The organism is Terriglobales bacterium, from assembly GCA_035573675.1.
Classification (GTDB): domain Bacteria; phylum Acidobacteriota; class Terriglobia; order Terriglobales; family Acidobacteriaceae; genus DATMAB01.
Genome location: DATMAB010000015.1, coordinates 308983 through 334362 on the forward strand (window position 1 = coordinate 308983; position 25380 = coordinate 334362).

Below are 25380 nucleotides of genomic sequence, written 5' to 3' on the forward strand. Positions count from 1 at the left end.
GCTAAGTGCTGCTTCAGGCGATCCAGCCACCGCCGATGACGATATCGTCGTCGTAGAACACGGCGGCCTGGCCGGGAGTAATGGCGCGCTGCGGCTCGTCGAAGGTCACCAGGACTTCGCCTTCGCCGACCGGCTCGATGCGGGCGCGAGCAGGCTCGTGCCGGTGGCGGATCTTCACCGCGGCGTTCAGCGGACCGGCAGGCCTCGCCATGGCGATCCAGTTCACGTCGCGGGCGCGCAATGTGCGCGAGTAGAGCTTGGACTCATCGCCCACGGTGACGCAACGGGTCCGCCGGTCGATGGACAGCACGTAGAGCGGCGAGCCGTTGGCCACACCCAGGCCCCTGCGCTGGCCGACGGTGAACTGGTGGACACCGGCGTGGTGCCCCACCACGGTTCCGTCCGACGTTACCAGCTCGCCGGATGAATCCGGCAGGGGCTCTCCCTGCTCCTCGAGATAGGCCTCGAGGAACCGCTTGTAGTCACCGCCGGGAACGAAGCAGATCTCCTGGGAATCCGGCTTATCAGCGGCGGCCAGGCCGTGACGCCGCGCGAGCTCGCGGACTTCAGTCTTGCGCAGGCTGCCCAAGGGGAAGCGCGTGCGGCTCAACTGCTCCTGGGTGAGACCGAAGAGGAAGTAACTCTGGTCGCGGGTTTCGTCCGCGCCGCGACGCAACAACCAGCGGCCGCCGGCGGAATCGAACTCGACGCGGGCGTAGTGGCCGGTGGCCAGTAGCTCGGCGCCGATCTGCCGCGCAACGATCAGCAACTGGTCGAACTTCAGGTGGTTGTTGCACAGACTGCACGGAATGGGCGTGCGTCCGGCCAGATACTCGTTGACGAAGGGCCGGACGACATCGCGCTCGAAGCGCGCCTGCTGGTTCACAACGTAGTGCGGGATCCCCAGCTCCTCGGCGACACGACGCGCGTCATGCACGTCGTCGATGGAGCAGCAGCGCCCGTGCACAGCTTCCGGCATTCCGGGATATCCGGCCAGCCGGCGCTGGTCCCACAACTGCATGGTCAGCCCGACGACGGAGTGTCCCTCGGAGCGGAGCAAGGCTGCGACGGTCGAGGAGTCGACTCCGCCCGACATGGCGACGGCGATGGTGGATGCAGCCATAAGCAAAAAGCAATAAGCAACTAGCAATTAGCAATTAGCAGTTAGCATTTAGCCCCTAAGCTTTCATTCTAATGTCCGGGACTGGGACCGGGGCTGCCACCTGCGCTCCAGGGCTAGGCGCTAATTGCTAACTGCTAAGTGCTGACGGTTGCCCGGCGCTTCTGGTACACGGGTGAGAGTTCTCGCAGCCGCGCCAGGGCCTCCGGCAGGACGGAAAGGGCAAAGTCCACGTCCTCGGCCGTGTTCTGTTTCCCCAAGCTGAAGCGCAGGCTGGCGCGCGCCCGCTCGGGAGCAAGGCCCATGGCAGTCAGCACGTGGGAAGGCTCGACCGCACCAGACGAGCATGCGGCTCCGGTGGAAACCGCCAGGCCCTTGAGGTCGAGCGCAATCACCAGGGCTTCGCCCTCAATCCAATCGAAGAAGATGTTGGTCGTAGTGGGGACGCGCGGCGCCCCGGCGCCATTCACACCCACGCCCTCGAATTCCGCGAGTATGGTGGTTTCGATGCGGTCGCGCAGTTCCTGGAGGCGCGCCATCTGACCGTTGCGCAGGCTGTCGCCGGCCAGCTCGGCCGCCCGGCCCAGACCGACGATGCCGGGCACGTTCTCGGTGCCGGCGCGGCGTCCGCGCTCGTGATTGCCGCCGTAAAACAACGGGCGCAACAGCGTCCCGCGGCGTACGTAGAGCGCGCCGGTTCCCTGCGGGGCGTGCATCTTGTGGCCGGAGATGGTCAACAGGTCGCATCCGATCTTCTGCACATTAAGGGGAATCTTCCCGGCCGCCTGCACAGCGTCGGTGTGGAAGTAGACATCGGCTTCGGCAGCGATGCGGCCAATCTCCTCGACTGGTTGTATGGCGCCGGTTTCGTTGTTGGCCATCATGATGGAGATGAGCTTGGTATTCGGCCGCAGTGCCCGGCGTACGTCGTCGGGGTCCACCAGCCCGCGGCCATCCACCGGAACGAAGGTGACTTCGCAGCCGCGCTGCTCCAGTTGCCTGGCGGAATGCAGAACGGCGTGATGCTCGATGGTGGAAGTGACCAGATGATCGCCCGGCTCAACCAGGCCGAAAAGCGCCAAGTTGTCTCCCTCGGTGCCGCCGGAAGTGAAAACCACCTCGGCGGGGCGGCAGCCGAGCAGCACGGCGACCGATTCCCGAGCCCGTTCCACCGCCGCCCGGGTCTGCTGGCCGTGACGGTGGATGGAGGATGCGTTGCCGAACTGATCGGCAAAATAGGGACGCATGGCCTCCCACACCTCGGGCAGGACGGGGGTGGTGGCGTTGTTATCGAGATAGACGCGGCGCATGCTCATATTCTACGCCCGGCGGGGCTGGCCCGGCTGGTGACCCTCCCCCCTCCCTATTTCTCTGCAAAATCGTCTTAACAAAGGGCTTGGCCGATTTGGGTTTGGCAAAATATTCAAGGCAAAGGGGTTAGAGGCAAAATAGTCAAAGGAAACGGGTTAGAGGTCGTGCACCTCGATGTATTCTCCTAGATAATACAAACACTTGAATATTAGCACGATGAGCGTAAGGTGTCAAGAGGAATCGCTGCGAGGTCGCGCGGTGCCCGTCGGCCTTCGCGCCAGCTCGTCTCCCACCCTTGCCGGAACGGCAATGCGCAGAGACGCGGCGCCCGTCCCGAATTCTTGAAGCCGCAAAGCAGCCAAGTGGGGAAGTGGCGTCGGCTTGCATGTAGGCTAGGCGGCAGCGAGCGCACTGACCATGACGTAATACCCATCGGGATCACGGAGTGCGAATTCCCGGGTGCCGGTATTGGGGTTCAAATGGGGTTCCTCGTCCAGTCGAGTGACAAGGGCGCGCGCTCGAACCAGCGTCTCATTGAAGTCGTCCACACGGAAGAACAGGAGCAGTCCATTGCCAGGCGGCGCATGATCGGGACTGGTCAGTGGCGGATGTCCGTGAGCTCCCCATTGGTGAAGGCAAAGCAAGACCGTTCCATCGGTGTCCAGGATTTGCCCGAAGTCCTCATGTTCAGGATTCGTTTCCGGCTGGCCAAACAGCGCCTGGTACCACTTGAAGCTGCGAGCAACATCAGCAACACCGATGATGGTCCACGTACGCTTCATCGCTTTCTCCTGCGGCTCAACTCCCGTTCAGTCTGACCCGGATATTTTGACACGGTCGCCCGGAGAGTCGGGTTTGAAGCGCGACCGGCGCGGCTACTCAGCGCCGGTCGATGGGGACGTACGGGACCGGCGGCAGCGGGCCCTGGTACTCGGCGCGGGGGCGGATGAGGCGGTTGTCGGCGTGCTGCTCCAGCACGTGGGCGGTCCAGCCGCTGATGCGCGACACCGCGAAGATGGGCGTGAACAGGTCGATATCGAGGCCCAGCGCCGTGTAGGTGGAGGCGGAATAAAAGTCGACGTTGGCGTTGAGCTTCTTCTCGCGGTTGATGAACTCCTCGATCCTGCGGGACATCTCGAACCACTTGTGCTGGCCGCTGGACCGGCCGAGATCGTCGGACATCTGGCGCAGATGGGTAGCGCGCGGGTCTTCGGTGTGGTAGACGCGATGGCCGAAGCCAGGCACCTTCTGCTTCCTGGCCAGCATCGCCTTGACGTGCTCGACCGGGTCTTCGCCAGCCTCGTCGATGGCATGCAAGAGTTTCATCACCTCTTCGTTGGCGCCGCCGTGGAGCGGCCCCTTGAGCGCGCCGATGGCCGAGGTGATAGCGGAATGCATGTCGGAAAGCGTGGCCGCAGTGACGCGGGCAGCAAAGGTGGAGGCGTTCAGCTCGTGGTCGGCATGCAAAATGAGAGCCACATCCATGGCCTTTTCGGCGGTGGGAGAAGGCTTCTCGCCATTGAGCATGAGCAGGAAATTGGCGGCATGGGACAGGGAGCGGTCGGGCTCGACCACGGCGCGCCCTTTGCGGACGCGATCGTAGACGGCGACGATCTCGGCGATCTGCGAGGTGAGGCGATAGGTCTTGCGCAGATTGGCGACCGGGTCGTTGTGGTGGGCGTCCGGATCGTAGAAGGAGAGCGCGGAGACCGCGGTACGCAGCACCTCCATAGGGACGGCGCTGCGCGGCGCCTGCCGCAACAGGCTGATGATGGCCGGGTCGAGCTTGCGTTCGGCCGCAAGATGCGCCTTCAAGTCGTCGAGCTCGCTGCGCGTGGGCAGCTTGCCGAACCACAACAGGTAGCAGGTCTCTTCGAAGGAGGAGTTGTCGGCGAGGTCGTGGATGTCATATCCACGATACGCGAGGATGCCGCGCTCCCCGTCGATATAGCAAATGCTGGAATTGGCTGCGACGATTCCTTCCAGCCCTTTGGCCGCCGTTGCGGTAGTCATAACGTTGCCTCAGCTCGAGCGCGCAATCGGGCGCTGCGCTACTCCCTTTTTTATACTCCAAATCGGGGCACTTCGCGAAGTGACGGCAGTCACAGGCCTGTGTTCTCCCTGTTTGCGAGGCTGTTTGGAGGCCCTGTATAGTGGGCTCCCCGGAGGCGCAAACCCTGATGCCGAGTCGGGAATCCCCTATGAGAATCGTCGCCTGCCTGCTCTGTCTTGGCCTGCTCCCGGCCGCAGCCGTGGCCGATGAAGGGATGTGGCTGTTCAGCGCGCCGCCCCTGGAACAGCTCCAGGCGCGGCACAAGTTCAGGCCGAGCCAGGAATGGCTGGACCATTTGCGGTTATCGTCGGTGCGCTTCAACAACGGCGGGTCGGGCTCGTTCGTCTCGGCCGATGGGCTGGTATTCACCAACCATCACGTCGCGGCGGAGTGCATCCACCAGCTCTCGTCGGAGGGCAAGGACTTCCTGAAGAACGGGTACGTGGCGCGCAGCCGGGCGGAAGAGGCCAAGTGCCCGGGCCTGGAACTCAACGTACTGGGCAGCTTGCAGGATGTGACGGCGCAGGTGAACGCCGCCGTCAAGCCGGGCATGAACGACGCCGAGGCGGGCCGGGCGCAGCGAGCGGCCATGGCAACCCTTGAGGCCGATTGCGTCAAGCAGACCGGCCTGCGCTGCGACGTCGTGACCTTCTACTCCGGGGGCGCGTATCACCTTTATCGTTACCGCAAGTACACCGATGTGCGGCTGGTGTTCGCGCCCGAGCAGGACATTGCGTTCTTCGGCGGGGACCCCGACAACTTCAATTTCCCCCGATACGATCTGGACGTGGCCTTTTTCCGTGTTTATGAGGACGATAAGCCCGTCGTCCTGAACCACTACTTGAAGTGGTCAGCGAAGCCGTTGAGGGAGGGCGATCTCATCTTCGTTTCCGGGCATCCCGGCTCGACCGGGCGCCTGAAGGCCATGGACGAGCTGGAATTCCTGCGTGACGTCTTCTACCCGTTCAGTCTGGCGTCCTACCGGGGACGCATCGAGATGCTGCGCAAGTTTTCGTCGGAGTCGGAGGAGAACGCGCGCATCGCCAAGGACGACCTGGACAGCCTGGAGAACTCACTGAAGGCGGTGACCGGCTACCAGGACGGACTGAACAATGCGGAAATCATGGCCGCCAAGCAGGCCGACGAAGACCGGTTGCGCGCGGCGATTGACGCCAACCCGGAGCTGAAGAAACAAGTGGGCGACGCGTGGAAGGACATCGACCGCGCGATGGACACCTACCGGACCATCTTTCTCTCCTACATCTTCCTGGAGCGGCGGGCCGGATTCCGCGGGAAACTGGCCGATTACGCGCGCACCCTGGTGCGTGCAGCCAGCGAGCGGCCGCGGCCCAACAGCGAACGCTTGCGGGAGTACCGCGATTCCGCCCTGCCTTCGCTGGAGCTGGACCTGTTCTCCACGGCACCCGTCTACAAGTCTCTGGAGACGGCGATGCTCGCCCATTCGCTGAACGAGATGCGGGAGCAGATGGGCGCACGCAACGTGGTGGTGGAGCGGGTGCTGAAGGGACAGTCGCCGGAGCAGGTGGCGCACGCGGCCATCGAAGGCACGCAGCTGCAGGACGTGAACGTGCGACGCCAGCTCTATGAAGGCGGCAAGAAGGCGGTGGAGGACAGCAAAGATCCGCTGATCGTCCTGATGCGGGACATCGATCGTGAAGCGCGGGCCGCCCGCAAGACCTACGACGACAATGTGGACTCCGTGCTGCGCCAGGCGGGAGCGCGTCTGGCAAAGGCGCGCTTCAGCATCAGCGGGACGGCCGAGCCGCCCGATGCCACCTTTACCCTGCGCCTGAGCTATGGCGCGGTGCGCGGCTACACGGAGAACAACAAGCCGGTTCCCTTCTTCACCACAATCGGCGGCGCGTTCAAGCATGCAGCCGACCACGGCAACCAGCCGCCCTACAAGCTGCCGGAAAGCTGGACCAAGAACCGTGCCCGGCTGCGGGCGGCCACGCCGTTCAACTTCGTTTCGACGGCCGACATCATCGGCGGCTCCTCCGGCAGCCCGGTGGTGAATACCGCCGCAGAGCTCGTGGGCATCATCTTCGATGGCAACATCTATTCCCTTTCGTGGAACTTCGCCTACTCCGACAAGCTGGGAAGGGCCATCGCCGTGGACGTTCGCGCCATCCAGGAGGCGCTGCGCAAGGTGTATGGAGCGACCGGGCTGGCGGATGAACTGCTGGGCGTGAAACCGAGGCCGGCGCGGAGGGGAAGGACGCGAAGGCAGTAGGGTTTTCCACGAAGGACAGATCTGCAAATCCCCGGGCTAAAGCCCTTCTTCATGCGCTCGGGACGCGGGGTCGCTGCGCGAGTCGGACCTAAAGGCCCGAGCCACCAAGCCCCGCTCTCCCACCGTGGCAACCCCGTTTCCCCACCCTGCTCAGCCGGGCCAGATGGCGAGTGAGGTCTGGCTGAGAATCTGCTCCTTGACAGCCTCCGGGAGCGACAAGGCACGGAAGTCGGTGAGATTTTTCTTCATGTCCGGGACGCCCGGGCCGGGCCAGTCTGTGCCGAACAGCGTCTTGGAAGAGATTTCCTCCAGGCGCGGGAAGTAGCGCAGCAAGGCCTTGGGCGGGATGCCGCTGATATCGAGATAAACGTTCGGGTGCCGCCGGACCAGGAAGAAGGCCGTTTCCATCCACAGGGGGCGGCCCCCGTGCGCCAAAAGGACCTTCAGTTTGGGGAAGTCGACCGCGACATCGTCCACGTAAATAGGGTCGCCGTACTTGTTGCGGGCGCCGGGGAAGATGGAAGTTCCGGTATGGACCATGACCGGGATGCCGTTGGCCTCGGCGGCGCGATAGATGATCTCCAGCTCCTTGACGCCCTTCAGGTAATCGTTCGGATAGAGGAGCTGGTGTGGGGGGTGGATCTTGAACATGCGGATGCCGAGCCGCAGGAGTTCTTCAACATCCCGCAGGACGTTGGCGCTGTGGCGCGGATGCAACCCGCCGCAGGGAATGAGCCGCCGCGGGTCTTCTTTTACATACTGGGCGACGAAATGGTGGACCTCCGAGGTGAGCCCGATGACTTCCGGCGCTACGTAATTGATGAGGACGGCGCGCTCCACGCCCACTGCGTCCAGATGCTCGAGGAAGGCCTTGGGCGAGCGGCAGAGGGCTTCAATGTGCTCGAAGTCGCTGCGTTTCCTCTTCATGGCAGCCATGGCCTCCGGCTTGAAGAGGTGCATGGGCATGATGTGGACGTGGCAGTCAGTGATCAAGGCAGTGGTCAGTGGTCAGTGGTTAGAAAAACCGTCACCCCATAAGAGTGGCGGCGCCCGGCATAGTGCAGCCCGGGCGCCGGTATCCTAGCACTTACTTCTTCGGGAAGGCGGGGTCGGCCTTCACTTCCTCGATTTGCGCCGTATGACGTTTGAGGTGAGCGGCCATGAAGACCATCCACTGGACGCCGTCCATGGTGCCCGGCGGGCCGGCCTGCACACGCTGCCTCATCCCGTCGTAATTTGCGGCCAGGTAGTCGGCGTTTTCCTTGCGCATGCGCTCGAAATCGGCGACCAGTGCGGTTTGCGTCGGCCAGCGGCCGGTCGGCTTGAGCGGATCCGGCGCCTGGAACTTGGTGGAACGATCGGGAACCATCTTAACGATATTGGCCTCCTTGAGGGTGGCCTCTTTCGCCTGGGCTGGGTCCGCGGGCGACTCCATCATCTTGCGCACCATGCCCTGGAACATCTCCTCCGCCTTGGTGACGTGCTCCGAGACTTCACCCACCGACCAGCGGTCCGCCGCAGGCTTGAACTTCCACTGCGCCTCGCTCAGGCCGTTGATCGAGGCCAGGAACTTCTCCCGCGTCTCGGCCAGATAGCGGAGGGCGAATTCCTTGTCATAGTTCGCGGGCACGGTGGGGTCCGACACAGGCGAATCCTGCGCCGCGGCCAGGGTCGAAAGCACCAGCACCATCAAGATTGCAAAACTGCAGAACTTCCACTGCTTGCTTGCGTCCACGACTCTCCTCCTTACATTTAGTGCGACGGTTATCCCCTCTAACCCCGGGCGGCGGCCAGGACAGCACGCTTGGCGAATACCCGGATCATCTCGCGGCGATACTCCGGCGTCAGCGCCGAGGTGGTGAGCGGCTTGGCAATCCGGGCCGCCAGCTCGCCGACCACTTCGGCCACGTGCTCATCCACCTTTTTCCCGGCCAGGGCATCGCCGGCTTGCGGCACCAGCAACGGCGCTGGATTGACGGCGGTGATGGCCACGCGCGCGTCCTCGACCGTGCCGTTCGACTTCTTGAGCGCCACCGCGACGCCCGCCAGCGGGTAGTCGATAGAACCGCGAATACGCAGCTTCATGTAGGCGCCTCGCCAGCCCGCCATAGTCTCCGGCAGGAACACGCGGGTGAGCAGCTCGTCCCGCTCGCATTGGATGCGCGCATCGCCCAGGTTGGTGTAGAAATCTCGCAGTGGTAAGCGGCGGGTGCCGCGCGGGCTCGCTAGCTCGATCTCTGCACTCAAACAAAGCAGTGCGGGAGGCGTATCGCCCGAGAACGCCGCCCAGCACTTGGCGCCGCCGGGCGCCACGTGGCAGAGGTCGCCATCCTTCTTGATGCAGAAACCGCAAGACTTGCGCCAGGCGAGCGACTGGTTGTACCAGAGGCAGCGCGTGTCCAGGCAGATGTTCCCGCCGATGGTCCCCATGTTGCGCAGGATGGGCGAAGCCACGGTAATGGCCGCCTCGCGCAGCACGGGATAGTTGCGGCGCAGAAATTCGGAGTCTTCGATCGCGGTGAGCGTGGTGAGCGCTCCGATCTCCACGCCCTGGCCGGGAATGACGCGGATGCCGTTGAGTTCGGCGATGCTGCGAATGTCGAGCACGTACCGCGGGGCGAACAGGCGCTGGCGCAGCGAGGGGATGAGGTCGGTGCCGCCAGCAATGATCTGGACGTCGGGAGCGTGCGTGCCGAGCAGGTCGACCGCCTCAGTCATGGTGCGAGGGCGCAGCAGCTTGAATTCAGGGAGGCTCATGCGTGCATGCCCTTCGCCAATGGCATGGACCGATAGATTGCGACTCGTCCTGTCATAGTAGGAGCACTAATGAACAAACGAAGCCCCAAGTGGCCACTGAGCTTCTTCCACTTCCCGTCTTCGAGGTACTCGCAGGCAAGGCTCCACCACACTAGCCCCTTTTTCTGAACTATCTGGGTTTCGTGACAGATCAACCGCTTCAATGCATCCAGGTACGCCTCCGCTAGCTCCTCGGCATCACCACGGAATTGAGCCATCTCGAACGGATACCACCAGAAGTATTCCCCGGGCCTGCCGCCTGTCCTATCCGCTCCGATCTGCCGCTCCCCACCTGGTTCCTCATGAACCGAGAACGCATAATCGGCTCCTGAAGCGCGTGGCAGGTACACTGTCTCCCAGCCGTGTGGCCCAGTGACCACCTCCGGCTCGAAACCAGGCAGGTACGCCTTCAGTAGCGCGATAGTTGAGGGACCCATTGTCTACTCGCCCGTCGACTCGTTTGTTGTCTGCAAGCGTCGTGCCGGATCGTCCGGGTGGCGCTCCGGGCCCTTGCCGCGATACCACAATGCGCCACCGTGCTCGCGGAACCTGGTTGGAGCTGCGGGGTCGACGCCTTCCGTCAGGTCGAGTTTCTTTGCGCCCTTTTGGGCGCGCAGCCCCGCCAGCACCCGCTCGGGCGTGAACGGCGCTTCATGCAGGCGAATGCCCACGGCGTCGTAGATGGCGTTGGCGATGGCGGGAATGGTCGCGGCCAGAGAGCCCTCGCTGCATTCTTTTGCGCCGAAGGGACCTTCCGGGTCCACGCTCTCCACGATGATGCATTCGACCTCCGGCGACTCCACTGCCGAGGGTGAGCGGTATTCGAGCAGGCCGGGATTCATCAGCAGGCCGTCTTTCCAGACCATTTCTTCCTGGAGCGCCTGGCCCAGTCCCATCCAGACGGACCCAATGACCTGGCCCTCGACGGAGACGGGGTTGAGGGCGCGTCCGCAATCGTGCGCGGCCCAGATCTTGTGCACGGTTACGACGCCGGTTTCTTCATCGACGCTGACCTCGGCCACCTGCGCGGCATAGGAGTAGGCCGGCGACGGCCCCACGCCCGCGCCTTTGTGCTTGCCGCCGCGCGCTTCCTGCGGCGGCGCATAGGAACCGGTTCCGGTGAGAGCGCCGTGGAAGTCGATGGCTGCAACCACCGCTTCCTCGAAAGTCATCCAGTCCTTGGGGCCTTCTTCCTTGCGTTTCTGCTGCAGGGAGCCGCGCAGGATCTGGCCTTCTTCCACGCGGCCGGCCGCCTGCTCGCGGGCGATGCGAGCCTCGGTTTGCGCCGCGCTTTCCGCCATGCCTTTCTTGAAAACCAGGTCGTTGCGCATCACGACGTCTTCGGGGGCGCAGTTCATCTTGCGCGCGGCGGCAGCGACGATCTGCTTTTTCACCTCGTCGGCGGCGCGCATGGTGGCGTTGCCGGCCATGAAAGTAACGCGGCTGGAGTACGAGCCGATGTCGATGGGCGTAAGGTCAGTGTCGGCGGCGACGATCTTGATGCGCGAGAGCGAGCAGCCCAGGACTTCGGCGGCAATCTGCGCGGTCATGGTGTCCGACCCCTGGCCAATTTCGGACGCCCCGGTGTAGACCACAACGCCGCCGTCGCGGTCCACCTTGATGTTCACGGTGGAGTGTGGCATGTCCGAACGGATGATGGAGTTGGCCGCGCCGCTGACGTAGTGGCTGCAACCCAGGCCCAGGCCGCGCCCGCGGCCGAGCCTGCCCCGGCGCTCCCGCCAGGCCGAGCGCTCTACCACCTTCTCGATGCATTCCGGCAGGCCGTAGCTCTGCACGCGCAGCCCGTTGACCGTGATGCAAGGCGGCCGCAGCAGGTTGACGCGGCGGATCTCGGCCGGGTCCAGCTTGAGCGCCGCGGCAATCTCATCCAGTTGCGACTCGAAAGCGAAGCGCACGTTCACGGTGCCGTGGCCGCGCATGGCCCCGCAGGCGGGTTTGTTGGTGAGCACGCGATAGCCGTCATAGCGGATGTTGGGGATGTCGTAGAGCGCGCCCAGCAACGCGCCCGAATAGAGGATGGTCACCACGCCATACGAGCAGTAGGCACCGCCATCCTGAATCACTTTGGCAGCGACGGCGGTGATGCGGCCGTCGCGCTTCACGCCGGTCTTCAGATCGATGATGGTGCGCGGACGACCGCGGTGCGCCCAGAACACTTCCTCGCGGGTGTAGGTGATCTTGACCGGCGCGCGGGCTGCGCGCGCCGCTACCGCCGCGATGATCTCCAGCGGGATGACTTCGCTCTTGCCGCCGAAGCCGCCGCCTACCAGCGGCTTGATGACGCGGATCTGCGCCATCGGCATCTCCAGCACGATGGAAAGCTTGTGCTGCAGGTAGTACGGCACCTGGGTCGAAGACCACACCGTCAAGCGCCCGGGCTTGCCGGTGTGCGGGTCGAAGTCGAACGAGGCCAGGGTGGAGTGCGGCTCCATGGCCGCGTGCGTCACCTCGTTGGCGATGAAGCGAGCCTCGGCGATGTGATCGGCTTCCGCAAAGCCTTTTTCCGGATCGCCAAAGACGTGGTGGTAATCCTTCTCGATGTTGTGCGGCTTGTGATCGTGGATGAGGTCGGCTTCGGCCTTCATGGATTCTTCCGGATCGAAATACGCGGGCAGGACTTCGTACTCGACTTCGATCAGCTCCAGCGCCTGTTCCGCCACCGCCTCACTGACAGCGACGACGCAGGCCACGTTGTCCCCGATGTAACGGACCTTGTCCACGGCCAGCGCGGTTTCGTCGTGGCCGACGGGCAGGATGCCGTACTTGTTGGGCGCATCCTGGCCGGTCACCACCGCGACGACGCCTTCCAGCGCCAGGGCCTTCGAGGCATGGATGCGCTTGATGCGGGCGTGGGGATGCGGCGAGTGCAGGATCTTGCCGATCAGCATGCCGGGCAGCGACAGGTCGTCCGTGTACTTGCCCGAGCCGGTGGTTTTTTCCGCTGCGTCCACGAACGCGACGGATTTGCCGATGATGGAGAAATCGCTCATGTTCTGCTCGATCTTGACTTAACCGTTTGGTTGTGAGCCATTAGCTTCGGGCTCTTGGCTTTACGGCCTCTAGCTCCTAGCTGCTGGCTACTAGCTGTCAGCTCAACGCTCGACACCCGCTACGGGCATTGGCCCCTCGTAGAGACGCAGCTCGCTGCGTCTTCCGGGAGACGTTGCAGCAACGTCTCTACTTCCCTTTTTTCGCTGATGGCAGATTGGCTCATGCTCCGCTCTTCCGGGGATCCATGTCGACTCCCGCCTCTTCGGGATCGCGCACCATGGCGATGTTGGCGTCGATCGCCCGCATGCGTATGGGAATGATCTCTTGGTACTCCGGGGAGTCGTACCATCTCTGTGCCGCCGCAAAATCGGGATAGGCAACAATCACCGTGCGCACAAACGGCCACTCGCCCGAGCGCACGACAGGCGCCCTGTCCACGGCGACATAACGGCCGCCGTGCCGCTCAATGAGCGGTCGCACGCGGCCGGCATATTCACGGAACGCCTCGAGGTCCTTAATCTTCTTGATGGTGACCACCACGTAGGTCATGGGTTCACCGCCGATTCTCTCCCCTTCTGCTCCGCCTCCACTGCCGCCTTCACCGCCTGGTACATCTGCGTGTAGCCGGTACAGCGGCAGAGGTTGCCGCTGAGGGCGTTGCGGATTTCGTCGTCGGTGGGCTCCGGGTTGGCCGCCAGCAGCGCCTTCACGGTCATCAGGAAGCCCGGAGTGCAGTAGCCGCACTGCGCGCCGCCCCAGTCACCGTAGGCCTTCTGGATGGCGGCCAGCGCGCCGTGCTCGGCCACGCCCTCGATGGTCGTCACCTCCTGGTCGTCACCGGCGCAACTGCCGGCGAGCATGGTGCAGGAAAGCACCGGCACGCCGTTCAGCAGCACGGTGCAGGCGCCGCAGGAAGAGTCGTCGCAGCCGCGCTTGGAGCCGGTAAGCTTCAGGTCTTCGCGCAGGACGTCGAGCAGGAGCTTCGAGGGCTCGACCGCCAGTTCGTGGCGACGCCCGTTCACGCGCAGTTCGATGAGTTCCTTCTTCAAGTTCTCAGTTCTCGGTTCTCAGTTCTCAGAATCAATAGAGCGGCACTTTGGGGTCGATGGTACGCGACCACTGGTCGATGCCGCCGCGCATGGACTGCACCTTCTCGAATCCCTGCTGCCGCAACCAGGCGCATACGTTGGCGGAGCGGATGCCGTGATGGCATACGACCACGATGTGCTCCTCCGGGTCCAGTTCCCGGTGGGCCCGCGCGGGCACGTCCGACATGGGGATGAGCGTCGAGCCGGCGATGCTCGCCGTCTGCACTTCCCAGGGCTCACGCACGTCGAGCAGCGTGAACCGTGACCCGTTTTCGGCCAGGGCCTTCACTTGTTCGGGTGTGATCTCGAAGTCCGTTTTCGTTCCCTTGTCATCCCGAGCGCCTGCGACCGAGCCTTGCGAGGAAGCAGGCAGCCGAGGGATCCCTACTCCCGCCATGCCGTTCCGAGCAGAGGGATTCCTCGCTTCGCTCGGAATGACAAGCGTTAATATCCAAAATCCACTTGTGCCGCGTAGGCATGCTTCTCCACCGCCAGCTCCTGCTGGCGACACGCGCCGATGCGGTTCATGTACTCGCCTCGATCCGCAACGCTTAGCACCCAGCGCTCCAGCCACGCCGCAAAGTCTGCCGGAGTCTTGGTCTGCTCGTGGTACTGCTGGAAAGCTGCGTCGTCCCGCTTGTAGCAGCCCTGCACCGGCGAAGGATGCGCCCCGTAGGGGCACTCGACCACGGCGCTGACCAGGAAGCCGGGGATCACGGTGCGGTTGGGATCGCTCGAAATCACTTCCGGCTCGACGATCTTCTCCGCTACCACGATGACGCGCCGTGCCGCCCTTACTCCTTCCAGCATCACGCCGAAGTTGCCCCAGCAGTGGGCGTTGCCCTCTGCGTCGGCGCGCTGCACGTGGACGATGGCGACATCCGGGACGATAGCGCGAACCGCGTGTAGCTTTTCTCCCGTGAAGGGCGAGTTGAACTCCGTGAAGAATTCGTTGTCACGGGCGACGTCCGAGCCCAGAGCGGTACGCGCGGGCAGGAACGGAACTCCCATGGCGGCCGCCTGGAGAGCCAGCGCGACACCGAAATTGGTCATATCTGTGACCTTGACGCTGCCCGACTCGACGGCGCGGCGGAAGTTGTAGGCCGAACCCATCATCACGTTGCCCACCCAGGCAGCGATGACGCGCTCCACGCAACCGGCGCCGATGAGCTGGTCGAACAGCACATCCGAAATCGGCCCGATAAGCGTCAGCCCGCGCTTCTTCTGGCGGATGATCTCGTGGCCAGCGGCAAAAGGAATCATCTGCTCCAACTGCAGGCCAAAAGCGATGTGGGTTCCATCACTGATGTGCTCGGCTATCGCCTCGCGCATCGTCATCAGCTTGGACATGATAGAGTTCCCTCGCTCTGCTCAGGATTTCGGCTGCGGGCTCCCGCTTCGCCTTCGGCTATGCTCACGCCCGCAAACCGCCTCAACATCTGCTCCAGCTGCAGCCCCATGGCAAGCGAGCAGCCGTCAGGGACGTGCTCGGCGATGGCATCGTGCAGGGGGAAGAGCTTGCTCAATTCAGCCCCTCGTCAGAATCGTTCACCACGCGAACTCTCGCTCTAAAGTACTGAATGAAAAAGCTCGAAAACGTCATGAATAGCATAATGCTGAGGAGGGTCAGGCCAGCGGCAGCGAGCTTCTGCGCGTCGCCAGAGGCACCTGCCCAGTGAAGCGCCAGCCTTACAGACGCGCCGACGAGCATCAGACCACATGCGAGCTGAAGTAAGCGAGAGTGTCTAAAGCCGTACAACCCAAACAGGCCAACCACCGCACTCAAGTACGTATTCTTGTTTACGGATCGTATCGGGAATACCCCGTCAATCAGCTCCCAAACACTCGAAACCATCGCCAGTACAGTGAGCACGAAAAGCGCTGCGAACATACTCGTCGTGATGGCGTCAGAATCGACGACGATTGTTCGCCTACGCGTCACCTATTTCCCTTTCCACACCGGCTTGCGCTTCTCCAAAAACGCCTGGATGCCCTCAACGGCATCCTCGGTCTTCATCAGTTCCTCGAAGTAGACCTGCTCGGCCTTGGCCAGACCTTTGTCGAAGTGGATGGCGTCCCAGGCGTAGAAAGCCTTCTTGGTCACGGCCAGCGCGGCCGGGCTCAACTGCTCCAGGTGATGGACGGCCTGCTGGACCATCGCCTCGAGGTCGTCTTCGGCAGTGACGCCGTTGGCCAGCCCGATGGCCGCGGCCTCCGGCCCTTTGAGCGAACGGCCGGTCAGCACCAGTTCCGCCGCCCGTTTCTGGCCGATGAGCGCCGAAAGGGCCACAGCGGCCACCGGCGGGAAGCAGGCCAGCTTGATCTCCGGGAACTGCCAGGTGGCGCCGTCCGCGGTGTAGACCAGGTCGCAGACCATGGCCAGCTCGGCGCCGCCTCCCAGGCACAGGCCGCGCACGGCGGCGACGGTGACCTTGCGGCTGGCCACGATGGCGCGGATGGCGGCGTGGAAGCGGGTCAGCATGTCACGCACGTTTTCCGGGGTGTGCGCGGCGACATCCACGCCGGCGGAGAAGGCCTTCTCCGAACCTGCAAAGACGATTACGCTGATGTCGGCGCGCTGCTCGATCTCTGCCAGCGCCTCTTTCAACTCATCCATCATGGGGATGTCGATGACGTTGAGCGGCGGATTACTGAGCTTGATGCGCGCCACGGGCGGCGCCAGCTCGAGGCAAATCTTCGTGTGGGTCATGCGGGTCAGTGGGGTTGCGGCCATGTCAGTTACCTCGTCCAGAATCCCTTCTTATCGTACTCGCGAATCGCCTTGAGCTCGGCGGCCGAGGGCTCCGGGGTGACGGATATGCGCTCGGCGACACGCAGGTTCCACCCAGTGTTCGCCCGCACGTCCTCCACGGTGACGCCGGGATGCGCGGAGTCAAGGAAGGCCTCACCGTCCTCGCCGAAGCGCAGCACAGCTTTGCTGGTGATGACGGCGCTGGGACCTCCGCGTGGCAGGCCGGCGCGCTCGCGCCACCCGCGGCCGTCTCCGTAGCCTGGGCTGGTCACATAGCTGACGCGCTCCGGCAGCCGCCGTTTGTCGTGTTCCAGCAGGACGACGAAGCGCTGCGCCAGCGAAGCGATGTCGCACGCTCCGCCCGAACCCGGCAGCCGCACGAAGCCGTTCTTGTTCTCGACCCGGGTGGAGTTCAGGTTGCCGAAGCGGTCCACCTCGGCTGCGCCCAGGAAGCCCAGGTCGACGCGTCCCGATTGCAGCAGGCTCATCACGCTCAGCATATCCAGGCACTGGGTTGCGCCCAGCAGATTGGGCGGGTCGGCCATGGTGTAGATAAGCTCCTGGGCCGGGGTGGAGCGCACTACGCCATTCTCAAACAGGCCGATGGCGCTGGGAGCGTGCGTCTTCTTGGCCACCACGAAGGCGATGAGCGGCAGGCGCATGCCGACGAAGACGATCTCGCCGTCGCGGATCTCGCGCGCTGCCGCGGCCACCATCAGCTCACCCAGCGTGTAGCCGGAGCGGGCGGAGACGTCGGGAATGGAAGTCGTGGTCACGGCCGATCTTGTCTCTGCCTTGTGAAACGGGGCACGGACCGTGCCGTGCCCCTCAGCTTCCCGGTCCTCGCGGCGCGTTACTGAATCGCGGCCTTGCGCACTTCCCCGATGGTCGCCAGCGGGTCGCGGCCGCCCTCTTTGGGCGCAATCCAGCCCTTCTCCGAACCGATGATCTCCAGCAGCAGCTTCTTGTCCGCTGCCGTGGGCAGCCATTCGGGAAGCTGCTGTTCGTAGGCCTTCTCTTCCACCGGCTCGCCGGTCTGCGGGTGGAACCTCTGGTTGGCCCAGCGCCCGATGGTGCGGTTGAACCTGATGTGCGGCGCGTAGAGCCTCGGCTGTCCCGGCTTCAGACTGTTGTTGAAACGCGCCACCAGGCCGGCAACCTCGTCGCGGTAGAGCTGGCGGTTGTAGTCGTTCAGGTCGTCCAGTTGCGGCTCCAGTTTGTTGGCGGGTTCGTCATAGCGTCCCTTGATGCCCCACACGTACGCCCAGTGCGCGGACGACGAGTTGTCCGTGCCGAACAGATCGTAGGACTCCGATATCCACTTGTTCAGATACTTCTGAATCAACCAGCCCGGCACGACCCCGGCTTCCACCACGCGGCGGATCCCGTCGTTGCCGGTGCCCATGTGGAAAGCCTCCTCGCGCAGCATGTAGGACATGGAACGTCCCAGCGGAGCGAAGCCGGAATACTTCAGCATCTGGAGCTGAAACTTGCCGTCGCGGTCCACGAAGTCGGTGTAGGTGAAAAAGTCCATCCAGTTGTCCACGTTCTCATTGAAGGCGTTGAGCAGGCGCTTGTTCTCGAAGGCGCGGCGCTCCAGCATCTTCTGCGCTTCCACCTTGCCGGTTTGGCCGAAGTGCTCGATCAGGAGGGCGCACATCTGCCACCCGTGGCGCATTTCTTCGATCATCACCCGGGTGAGCGCCTTGCGATCGTAGTCGCTGGGCGCGGTCTCGAACAGGAAGCGCTGCTGCTCGACGCTGGCGAACTCGGTGTCGCCCTGGTAGACGATCATGTTCAGCAGGGCGTCGCGCATGTTCTGCGTGGGCATCTGGCGCACGTTCTCCCATTTCGGCCGCCCCTTGTAGTGGCCGAACTGGATCTCGTTGGTCTCGATGGCCCCGTACAGGGTCTCGAACTTGAACTCGGCGATCTCCTTGGGGTTGACGCCGATCTCCTTGCGCCACTCCTCGAACAGGCCCGCCCAATCGCTGAAGGTTCCGATCTTGAAGACTCTTCCCGGCATCTGGCTTTCTATCCTCTTTCTTCGTAGAGACGCAGCTTGCTGCGTCTCCTTACCGTCAGTTCTCGCGGAGACGTTGCAAGCAACGTCTCTACAGTTCCTACATTACAGATTCACCCACACGCTCTTGAGCTCCGTGTAGTGCTCGATGGCGTGCATGCCCAGCTCGCGGCCGAATCCGGACTGCTTGTAACCGCCGAACGGAAGCGCCACGTCGTACAGGTTGTAGGCATTCACCCATACCGTGCCCGCCTTCAGCCGGCGCGCCACGGTGTGCGCCTTCTTGATATCGTTGGTCCAGACCGCTGCCGCCAGACCGTAGATGTTCTGGTTGGCCATGGCAGCGACTTCTTCGGGATCTTCGAAGCTGATGGTGGCCAGCACCGGACCGAAGATTTCTTCCTGGGCGATGGTCATCTTGTTATCCACGGCATCGAAGATCGTGGGCTCGATGAAGTAGCCCTGGCCGCCGTCCACGGACGCGCGGCTGCCGCCGGCCACCAGGCTGGCGCCTTCCTGCTTGCCCTTTTCGATGTAGCCCAGCACAGTCTTCATCTGCTGTTCGCTGACGATGGCGCCCAGGCGGGTCTTGGGATCGAGCGGGTCCCCGGGCTTGAGCTTTTTGGTGCGGTCCACCAGCTTCTCCATGAACTGGTCGTGGACCTTCTTCTCCACGAACAGGCGGGAACCCGCGGCGCAGACTTCGCCTTTGCCGTAGAAGATGCCGTTGGCGGCGCCGCGAATGGCGGCTTCCATGTCGGCATCGGCGAAGACGATGTTCGGCGACTTGCCGCCCAGTTCGAGCGTCAGACGCTTCACGGTGTCGGCCGCGCTGCGCATCACTTCCTTGCCCACCACGGTCGAGCCGGTGAACGCGACCTTGTCCACGCCGGCATGCTTCACCAGGGCCATGCCGACTACCGAGCCCTGTCCCGGCAGGATGTTCACCACACCCGCGGGCACACCGGCCTCCAGCATCAGTTTCCCGATGCGCAGCGCGGAAAGCGTCGTCTGCGTGGCCGGCTTCCAGATGACGGTATTGCCAGTCGCCAGCGCCGGAGCGATCTTCCAGGCTGCCAGCAGCAGGGGGAAGTTCCACGGCACGATGGCCGCCACCACGCCCACTGGCTCGCGCAGGGTGTAGGTAAAAGCGTTGGCGCGCGAGTTGATGGTCTCGCCGTGGATCTTCGTAGCCCAGCCGGCGTAGTAGCGGAAGACCTCAGCCACGGTGGGCACATCCACGTAGCGGGATTCGAAAATGGGCTTGCCGTTATCGAGGGTTTCGATCTCGGCGATCTCGTCGATGTCCCGCTCGATGAGGTCGGCGATACGCCACAGCACCTTGCCGCGCTCGCTAGCCGTCATCTTCTGCCACGGGCCGTTCGCGTCGTCGAAGGCCTTGCGCGCCGCCGCGACCGCCGCGTCCACGTCCTGCACTGTCCCTTGGGAGATGTGCGTGAGCACTTCGCCCGTGGCGGGGTTCACGGTCTCGAACGTCTTGCCGTCGGAAGAGTCCCGCCACTCGCCGCCGATGAGCAGCTTGCCGGGCTCGAGCTTCGCTTTGGTGGCTGCAATCATTCACTTGCCTTTCAGTGGGAACTTGCCGTCCTCTTGACGATCTTCCATCCGTACTTCTTAGCGCCCTCCCGAACGAAGCGCTTGTCGGCCCTCATCTCCGCTGCGCGATTCCGACGCTTCGTTCGGACGGGGCGGTCTATGGAGACTGTCTCGACAATCTTCACGTGTACTTCGTCGCCAACCTTCAGGTTTTTCTTTACCCAATCGACGTGTGCGTGCTGGCCCGCAGTGCGCAGGCCGCCCACGCTCACGTTCAACTCTTCGTCGCGGTGGCCAGCGACGAAAGCCACTATCGCAGTCAGGACGCCGTCACCGCCCACGCCCGCGGTGCACAACCTCCTGCCATTCAAGGAGACTGTGAAGGCTTTCATCTACCTTGCCTTGAACTCCGCCGGACGCTTCTCCACGTAGGCGTTCAGGCCTTCCTTGGCGTCCTGGCTCTTGAACAGCAGCGATTGCAGCTCGCGCTCGACGGCCAGCGCCGACTCCAGCGGAATCTCCCAGCCGGTCTGCACCGAGCGCTTGATGTGGCCCACCGCCATGGCCGCCTTGTTGGGCGGGCAGAACTGGCGGGCGTATTCCATCACGCTCTCCATGAAGTTTTCGCGCTCGAAGATGTCGTTCACCAGGCCCAACTCCTTGGCCTCCTCGAAGGAGAAGGTGTTGCCGGTCACCATCAGCTCGATGGCCTTGGACTTGCCGACGATGCGCGACAGCCGCTGCGTTCCGCCGGTGCCAGGCAGCACGCCCAGGTTGATCTCCGGCAGGCCGATCTTGCCGGCATCGCGCCGCGCAATGCGCAGGTCCGCAGCCATGGCGATCTCCAGGCCGCCGCCCACGGTGTGCCCGTTCAGCGCGGCGATCACCAGCTTGGGCGTGTGCTCCAGGCGCAGCAGCGTCTCATTGGCATGCAGGCAGAAGTAATACTTGAAAACAGGATCCACGCTGGCCAGCATCTTGATGTTGGCGCCCGCGGAGAAGAACTTGTCTCCCGCGCCGGTCAGGACGATGACGTGGACGTCGTTCGCCATACGCGCCTTGAGGATGGCTTCGTCGAGCTGGCGGTTCATCTCGTAGGTGTAGGTGTTGGCCGGGGGATCGTTCATCTCGATCACAGCCACGCCCTGCTCCACGCGATAATTGATGAGCGGCTTCGCTGCAGTTTCCGTTGCGGTCACCATCGAAAAACTCCTTCCCAAGATTCCCTGTATCCAGGGTGGAAATGTCGCTCAGCGCCGGCCGTTGCGCCGGGCGCGACCAGAGCCCAGAATGCCGCGCAAGAATAGATCGCCCATCTGCCGGGCCAGTGCTCCGGCGCCGGCGTCCACGCGCGGGTTATACCAGGTGTAGATCCAGTTCATCATGCCAAACAGGCTCAGCACCGCGATGCGCGCATTGAATTCTAGCCCCTGGGAGCGCTTCAGGTCTTCCAGCAGCTCCATCGCCGTGCGGTAGTACTGGCGCTTGATGGCGGCGATCTCGGCTCCGTAGGCGTTCTTCAGCACATCGGCCTCGTGGGAGAGCACCTTCATGGCCGCCCCGTTCGCCAGAAAATAGTCGAGGTGGTTCTCCACCAGCACGCGCACCCGCTGCTCCGGATCCTTCACCCCTTCCAGGCGCTCCTGCAAACGTTCCAGGATGGTGGAGAAGGTGTGCTTCTGGATGAGGTAGAGCAGCTTCTCCTTGCTCTCGAAGTAGTAATAGAGGCCGGCCAGCGACGTGCCCGTGGCGCGGGAGAGGTCGCGCATGGAAGCGCCTTCATAGCCCTTCTGGCAGAAGACCTCGGTGGCGTGGGCCAGGATTTCGGCAAGACGCCGGTCAAACCGGCGGTCGGCGAGGACAGCAGATTCGGAGCGATGAGTGGCAGCAGTGGGCAAGGCTACTCGAACGAACGTTCGATATTCTAGGCCTTGCGTCCCCGTTTCGTCAAGCGCGGCTTGCCGGCCGCCAGGTAGGCTTGGTCGAGCCAGGTGAGGGCATCCCGCAGGTCGGCCTCAGACTGCACCTCGAAGGTCAGCCAGCGCGACTTCGAGATGTCCGCTGATCCGATGCGCGAATCCTGCGCGGCCCTGGCCTTCAGCCGGGAGTCTTCACCTACCCGGAACATGAACGAGTGGGACGAGCCCACGGAGCGCGTCTTGGGCAGGGCGGCGAAGATGGTCTTGCCGCGATAGAAGCTGAGGAATCCGAACATGGGCTTGGTGCTTACGCCGGGCCAGGTTTCGAGTTCTCCGCCCAGCATGGCCGCCCAGTGCTTCATCTCCTGGGAAACCGGCAACAGGACCGGCCGGTTCGCGCCTGGAGACATCCGGCGGCGCGGGGTGGCGGGCAGCACATTCGTTCGTGTGGCCTTAGGTCGGCGCTCCACGCTCAGTTCCTGATCCCGGCCAGCAGCCGCTCAATCTCTTGCCTGACATCCGCCGTGGGCGGCAGCAGGGGCAACCGCGGAGGCCCGCCGTAGTAGCCGTTGAAGTCCATGGCGTATTTCACGCCGGGAATCCCGAACTCACCCACGATCTTCTTCGCCGCCTCGGCGATGCGCTGCTGCTTCTCCTTGGCCAGCGCCTGGTCGTCTTCCTTCCAGGCGGTGTAGATCTCGTAGCAGGCGGTGGGTGCGCAGTCGGCGAACGCCAGGATGGCTCCCACGGCGCCTACGTCGAGCGAATCCTTCAAGGTCTGCGCCGAGCCCACCAGCACCTGGAAGCCGACCTCTTTTGTGCGGGTTTTCCGAATCGGAGGCGCCTGGACGGCTGCGCCTCCGCCCTCGCCCGTGAGGACCGAAGCTGCAATCAACCCCGCGTCTCCTGCCGCGGCCGGCGACGACAGCATCCTTCCCGTCACTGCGGCGAAGACCTCGGTCACCGTTGCGGTACGCCGCACGTGGCGAGTGCCCTCCACCATGGCCTTCACCTTGGCTACGTCGCCGCTCGATTCCTTGATCCCGATCAGGTTCGGATGTTCGGCCAGCGCCATGACCACTTCCGCCGGGATGTCATACCCCGTGGCCTGCGGAAAGTTGTAGATGATTACCGGCAGCGGCGAGCGGTCCGCGACCGTGCGATAGAAGGCCAGCATATTGGCCGGCTGCATCTGGCGCTTGTAGTAGTGCGGAGTGCGCACCATGGCGACGTCGTAGCCCAGCCCGGCGGCGTATTCGGTGAGTCGCAGCGTTTCGCTCGCCGACTCGATCCCCGTGCCCGCAATCAGCACTTTTTCCGGCGCCGCGGCCTCGCGCGCCACGCGCAGCACCTCGCGCCGTTCTTGGTCGCTGAGCATCAGAGCCTCTCCCGTCGAGCCCAGCACCACGAGCCCGGCGACGGGAGTCTTCGAATAGCGCTCGACGTTGGCCTCCAGCTTGCGGAAGTACACCGCGCCATCCGGATAGAACGGCGTGGTGATGGGTGGGAAAATGCCGTGGAGGAGCACAGTTGTCGTCTTCGGTCGTCAGTCGTCACTAACGGCTGCGCCGCATATCCAGCATACACAGAGAGGTCCACGAAACCAATGCGCCCATTGCTTCGGGGCCCCATTCGCGGTACAGTCCGGCCCCATCCTTTTGAGGGCGGTGACCCATGCAATGTCCCAGTTGCAGCATCGACATTCCTGCGGGCTCCACGGTGTGCCCCGGCTGCGGGCGCCTGCTGAGCGAAAAGCCTGCCGGCGGTCCGGTCTCGCCGGGCCTGCCCGGCGTGCCCCAGAAGAGCTGGCTGGGACGCAATTGGAAGTGGGTCGTCCCCGTGGGCTGCTTCGGTTTCATCGTGCTCATCTTCGCCTTCGTCGCCCTCATCCTCGCCGTGGTGTTCGGCTCGATGAAGAATGAGGAGATCTACAAGGAGTCTGTGGCGCGAGCGCGCGCCAATCCCGCCGTCGTGCAGAAGCTGGGCACACCCATCGAAGAAGGCTGGATGTTCACCGGCTCGTTCAACGTCACGCCCGAGCACGGCGAGGCCAAGATCGGCATTCCCATTTCTGGCCCGCGCGGCAAGGGCACCATCCACGTGGACGCGGTCAAGCAAGCCGGCGAATGGCAATACAACATCCTCGAGGTCGAAATCGAGGGCGAACCGGAGCGAATCAACCTGCTGGAAGAGACGCCGGGAGTGCAGGAACAATAGCGCCAACCTAGCAGGTACAGAAGTGGAAGTTCCGGCCTGCCCGATCCTGCCCCATCCCGCCGTAGCAGTTCTTGTGCGGCAGGACCCTACATACGGCTAGTCCTGGCGGATGCTGCAACTCGGCTAGCGGCGGCAGCCCCACGATGCGTTCGATCAGTTGCGGATCATCCGGCAGCAGGCCGGACTTGGGCAGCCGAGGCGTCAGCTCGCGCCAGCTTGGCTGCAGCTTGAAGGCCTTCTCGAACAGCGGCAGCGCGTCCTGCACGCGCTTCATATTGACCAGCGCCACGGCATGCCAGTAGGTCATCTCCGCCAGGCGGCTTGTGGGGATGCCCTCCGCGTTCGCCGCCAGCGCTTCTGCGGCGGCGTACTCGCGCAGCGCGGCCTCGTTGTCTTTGTGCTCGACGGCGAGGTCTCCAGCGTTCATGTGGTTGTAGGCGCGCTGCAGCGTCACCAGGCGCCGCAGCTCCTTGAGCGGCTCCACGCTGTCATCCACGCGCAGGTCGAAGATGCGGTCTTCCCAGGGCTTGCCGGACGACTTGGCCTTGACCACGATGAGCGCCGCCGACTGCATCCCGCGGATATCTCCGCCCACCGCCTGCGCCGCCTCCAGAGCCGCCAGCATGCGGTCGGCCAGGTCGCCCTTGGTTTCCTGATATGCCTTGGCCATGGCGGGCCAGACCTTGTCGTTGGCCATCAGGTTGGCCTGGACGGAGAACTGCGCCCCAACGATGTTCCCCGCCGCCTGAATGTCATTTTTGCCGGTGTAGGCATCCACGCGCCCCTGGGCATCGATCATTGCTACTTGGCGCACCTCGCGGCCGGCGTCCGCCGCCAGCAACCCGCGCAGGGCCTCGGGCGCGCTCTTCCCCGCCCGCATCAACTCCAACCCCAACTTGCCGTAGCTCGGATCGACGAACGACTGCGTGGCCACTGCACCCACACCGGCTTCCGCCCACGGGACGATCTGCCCCACCGAGAACCAGTGCGATTGCACCGCCACGCCCATCTCTCCCGTCTGCGGATCGCGAGCCACGATGGAGTAGGTGGAGACAGGGCGCAAGGGCCGCGGCGACGTTTGCTGCGCAGCCAAATCCGCACCAGAGACGCCCAGCAGTATTCCGATCAAGAGCACACGTTTCATGCACCACCTCACGAGGCGCCGATTGTAACAATCCCGGGGAACTGTACAGGACTAGCGGTCCCTCGTTCGCTCGGGACAAGCGAAGAACGCTCTGTGTCTCTGTGCCTCTGTGGCGAGGAATTACTTGGGTAGGT

General features: G+C 63.7%; 24 protein-coding genes. 2 read left to right on the top strand and 22 right to left on the bottom strand.

From position 1 onward, the window contains the following. Positions 1-13: 13 nt before the first annotated feature. The 4 genes from mnmA to VNK82_06950 form a co-directional block, all read right to left on the bottom strand. Entirely contained in the window at positions 14-1123 is a 1110-nt protein-coding gene (mnmA, locus tag VNK82_06935; protein HXE90681.1) for a tRNA 2-thiouridine(34) synthase MnmA, read from the bottom strand. A gap of 134 nt (positions 1124-1257) precedes the next feature. After that, a complete protein-coding gene (locus tag VNK82_06940; protein HXE90682.1) occupies positions 1258-2430 on the bottom strand; it encodes a cysteine desulfurase family protein in 1173 nt (390 codons plus the stop codon). A 393-nt stretch (positions 2431-2823) separates the two neighbouring features. Beyond that, a complete protein-coding gene (locus tag VNK82_06945; protein ID HXE90683.1) occupies positions 2824-3213 on the bottom strand; it encodes a VOC family protein in 390 nt (129 codons plus the stop codon). A gap of 97 nt (positions 3214-3310) precedes the next feature. Further along, positions 3311-4444: a citrate synthase gene (locus tag VNK82_06950; protein HXE90684.1), complete on the bottom strand. Its 1134-nt coding sequence runs from the start codon at positions 4442-4444 to the stop codon at positions 3311-3313. A 188-nt stretch (positions 4445-4632) separates the two neighbouring features. On the opposite strand from VNK82_06950, the gene VNK82_06955 reads away from it, so the two are divergent. After that, complete coding sequence (locus VNK82_06955) at positions 4633-6738, top strand: S46 family peptidase (GenBank protein HXE90685.1); 2106 nt, start codon at positions 4633-4635, stop codon at positions 6736-6738. Between the two features lie 150 nt (positions 6739-6888). Here the strand turns inward: VNK82_06955 and VNK82_06960 are convergent, their stop codons facing one another. From VNK82_06960 to VNK82_07040, 17 genes are all read right to left on the bottom strand, one after another. Next, positions 6889-7731 (bottom strand): amidohydrolase family protein, encoded by an 843-nt coding sequence (locus VNK82_06960; protein ID HXE90686.1) that lies wholly within the window; start codon positions 7729-7731, stop codon positions 6889-6891. A gap of 94 nt (positions 7732-7825) precedes the next feature. Beyond that, positions 7826-8473 carry a DinB family protein gene (locus tag VNK82_06965; GenBank protein ID HXE90687.1) on the bottom strand — a complete coding sequence of 216 codons (648 nt, stop codon included), beginning with the start codon at positions 8471-8473 and terminating at the stop codon, positions 7826-7828. A gap of 38 nt (positions 8474-8511) precedes the next feature. Continuing rightward, positions 8512-9495: an FAD binding domain-containing protein gene (locus VNK82_06970; GenBank protein HXE90688.1), complete on the bottom strand. Its 984-nt coding sequence runs from the start codon at positions 9493-9495 to the stop codon at positions 8512-8514. Between the two features lie 479 nt (positions 9496-9974). After that, on the bottom strand, positions 9975-12545 hold the full coding sequence (locus VNK82_06975) for a molybdopterin cofactor-binding domain-containing protein (GenBank protein ID HXE90689.1): 2571 nt from the start codon (positions 12543-12545) through the stop codon (positions 9975-9977). Positions 12546-12765: 220 nt separating this feature from the next. Then, positions 12766-13095 carry a DUF1330 domain-containing protein gene (locus tag VNK82_06980; protein ID HXE90690.1) on the bottom strand — a complete coding sequence of 110 codons (330 nt, stop codon included), beginning with the start codon at positions 13093-13095 and terminating at the stop codon, positions 12766-12768. Beyond that, positions 13092-13595 carry a (2Fe-2S)-binding protein gene (locus VNK82_06985; GenBank protein HXE90691.1) on the bottom strand — a complete coding sequence of 168 codons (504 nt, stop codon included), beginning with the start codon at positions 13593-13595 and terminating at the stop codon, positions 13092-13094. The genes VNK82_06980 and VNK82_06985 overlap by 4 nt, the downstream gene beginning before the upstream one ends. Before the next feature lie 31 nt (positions 13596-13626). Next, complete coding sequence (locus VNK82_06990; GenBank protein HXE90692.1) at positions 13627-14031, bottom strand: rhodanese-like domain-containing protein; 405 nt, start codon at positions 14029-14031, stop codon at positions 13627-13629. Between the two features lie 47 nt (positions 14032-14078). Continuing rightward, the gene (locus tag VNK82_06995; GenBank protein ID HXE90693.1) at positions 14079-14984 is read right to left on the bottom strand and encodes a CoA-transferase; all 906 of its coding nucleotides are present in this window, start codon (positions 14982-14984) and stop codon (positions 14079-14081) included. A 592-nt stretch (positions 14985-15576) separates the two neighbouring features. Next, positions 15577-16368: an enoyl-CoA hydratase/isomerase family protein gene (locus VNK82_07000; protein HXE90694.1), complete on the bottom strand. Its 792-nt coding sequence runs from the start codon at positions 16366-16368 to the stop codon at positions 15577-15579. A gap of 5 nt (positions 16369-16373) precedes the next feature. After that, positions 16374-17162, bottom strand: coding sequence for a CoA-transferase (locus VNK82_07005; protein ID HXE90695.1), 789 nt, complete (start codon positions 17160-17162; stop codon positions 16374-16376). A gap of 77 nt (positions 17163-17239) precedes the next feature. After that, a complete protein-coding gene (locus VNK82_07010; protein HXE90696.1) occupies positions 17240-18412 on the bottom strand; it encodes a Phenylacetic acid catabolic protein in 1173 nt (390 codons plus the stop codon). A 102-nt stretch (positions 18413-18514) separates the two neighbouring features. Next, entirely contained in the window at positions 18515-19987 is a 1473-nt protein-coding gene (locus VNK82_07015) for an aldehyde dehydrogenase family protein (GenBank protein ID HXE90697.1), read from the bottom strand. A gap of 11 nt (positions 19988-19998) precedes the next feature. Next, positions 19999-20358, bottom strand: coding sequence for a hypothetical protein (locus tag VNK82_07020; GenBank protein HXE90698.1), 360 nt, complete (start codon positions 20356-20358; stop codon positions 19999-20001). Then, positions 20359-21168, bottom strand: a complete 810-nt coding sequence (locus tag VNK82_07025) for an enoyl-CoA hydratase/isomerase family protein (GenBank protein ID HXE90699.1) — start codon at positions 21166-21168, stop codon at positions 20359-20361. A 48-nt stretch (positions 21169-21216) separates the two neighbouring features. Further along, positions 21217-21864 (bottom strand): TetR/AcrR family transcriptional regulator, encoded by a 648-nt coding sequence (locus VNK82_07030; protein ID HXE90700.1) that lies wholly within the window; start codon positions 21862-21864, stop codon positions 21217-21219. Positions 21865-21890: 26 nt separating this feature from the next. Next, the gene (locus tag VNK82_07035) at positions 21891-22355 is read right to left on the bottom strand and encodes a hypothetical protein (protein HXE90701.1); all 465 of its coding nucleotides are present in this window, start codon (positions 22353-22355) and stop codon (positions 21891-21893) included. A gap of 2 nt (positions 22356-22357) precedes the next feature. Next, the gene (locus tag VNK82_07040; protein ID HXE90702.1) at positions 22358-23413 is read right to left on the bottom strand and encodes a dihydrodipicolinate synthase family protein; all 1056 of its coding nucleotides are present in this window, start codon (positions 23411-23413) and stop codon (positions 22358-22360) included. Between the two features lie 146 nt (positions 23414-23559). Here VNK82_07040 and VNK82_07045 point away from each other — a divergent pair, with 146 nt between their 5' ends. Continuing rightward, positions 23560-24102, top strand: coding sequence for a cytochrome c oxidase assembly factor Coa1 family protein (locus VNK82_07045; GenBank protein HXE90703.1), 543 nt, complete (start codon positions 23560-23562; stop codon positions 24100-24102). 7 nt (positions 24103-24109) lie between these two features. Here the strand turns inward: VNK82_07045 and VNK82_07050 are convergent, their stop codons facing one another. Then, a complete protein-coding gene (locus tag VNK82_07050) occupies positions 24110-25246 on the bottom strand; it encodes a DUF1028 domain-containing protein (protein ID HXE90704.1) in 1137 nt (378 codons plus the stop codon). Between the last annotated feature and the right edge of the window lie 134 nt (positions 25247-25380).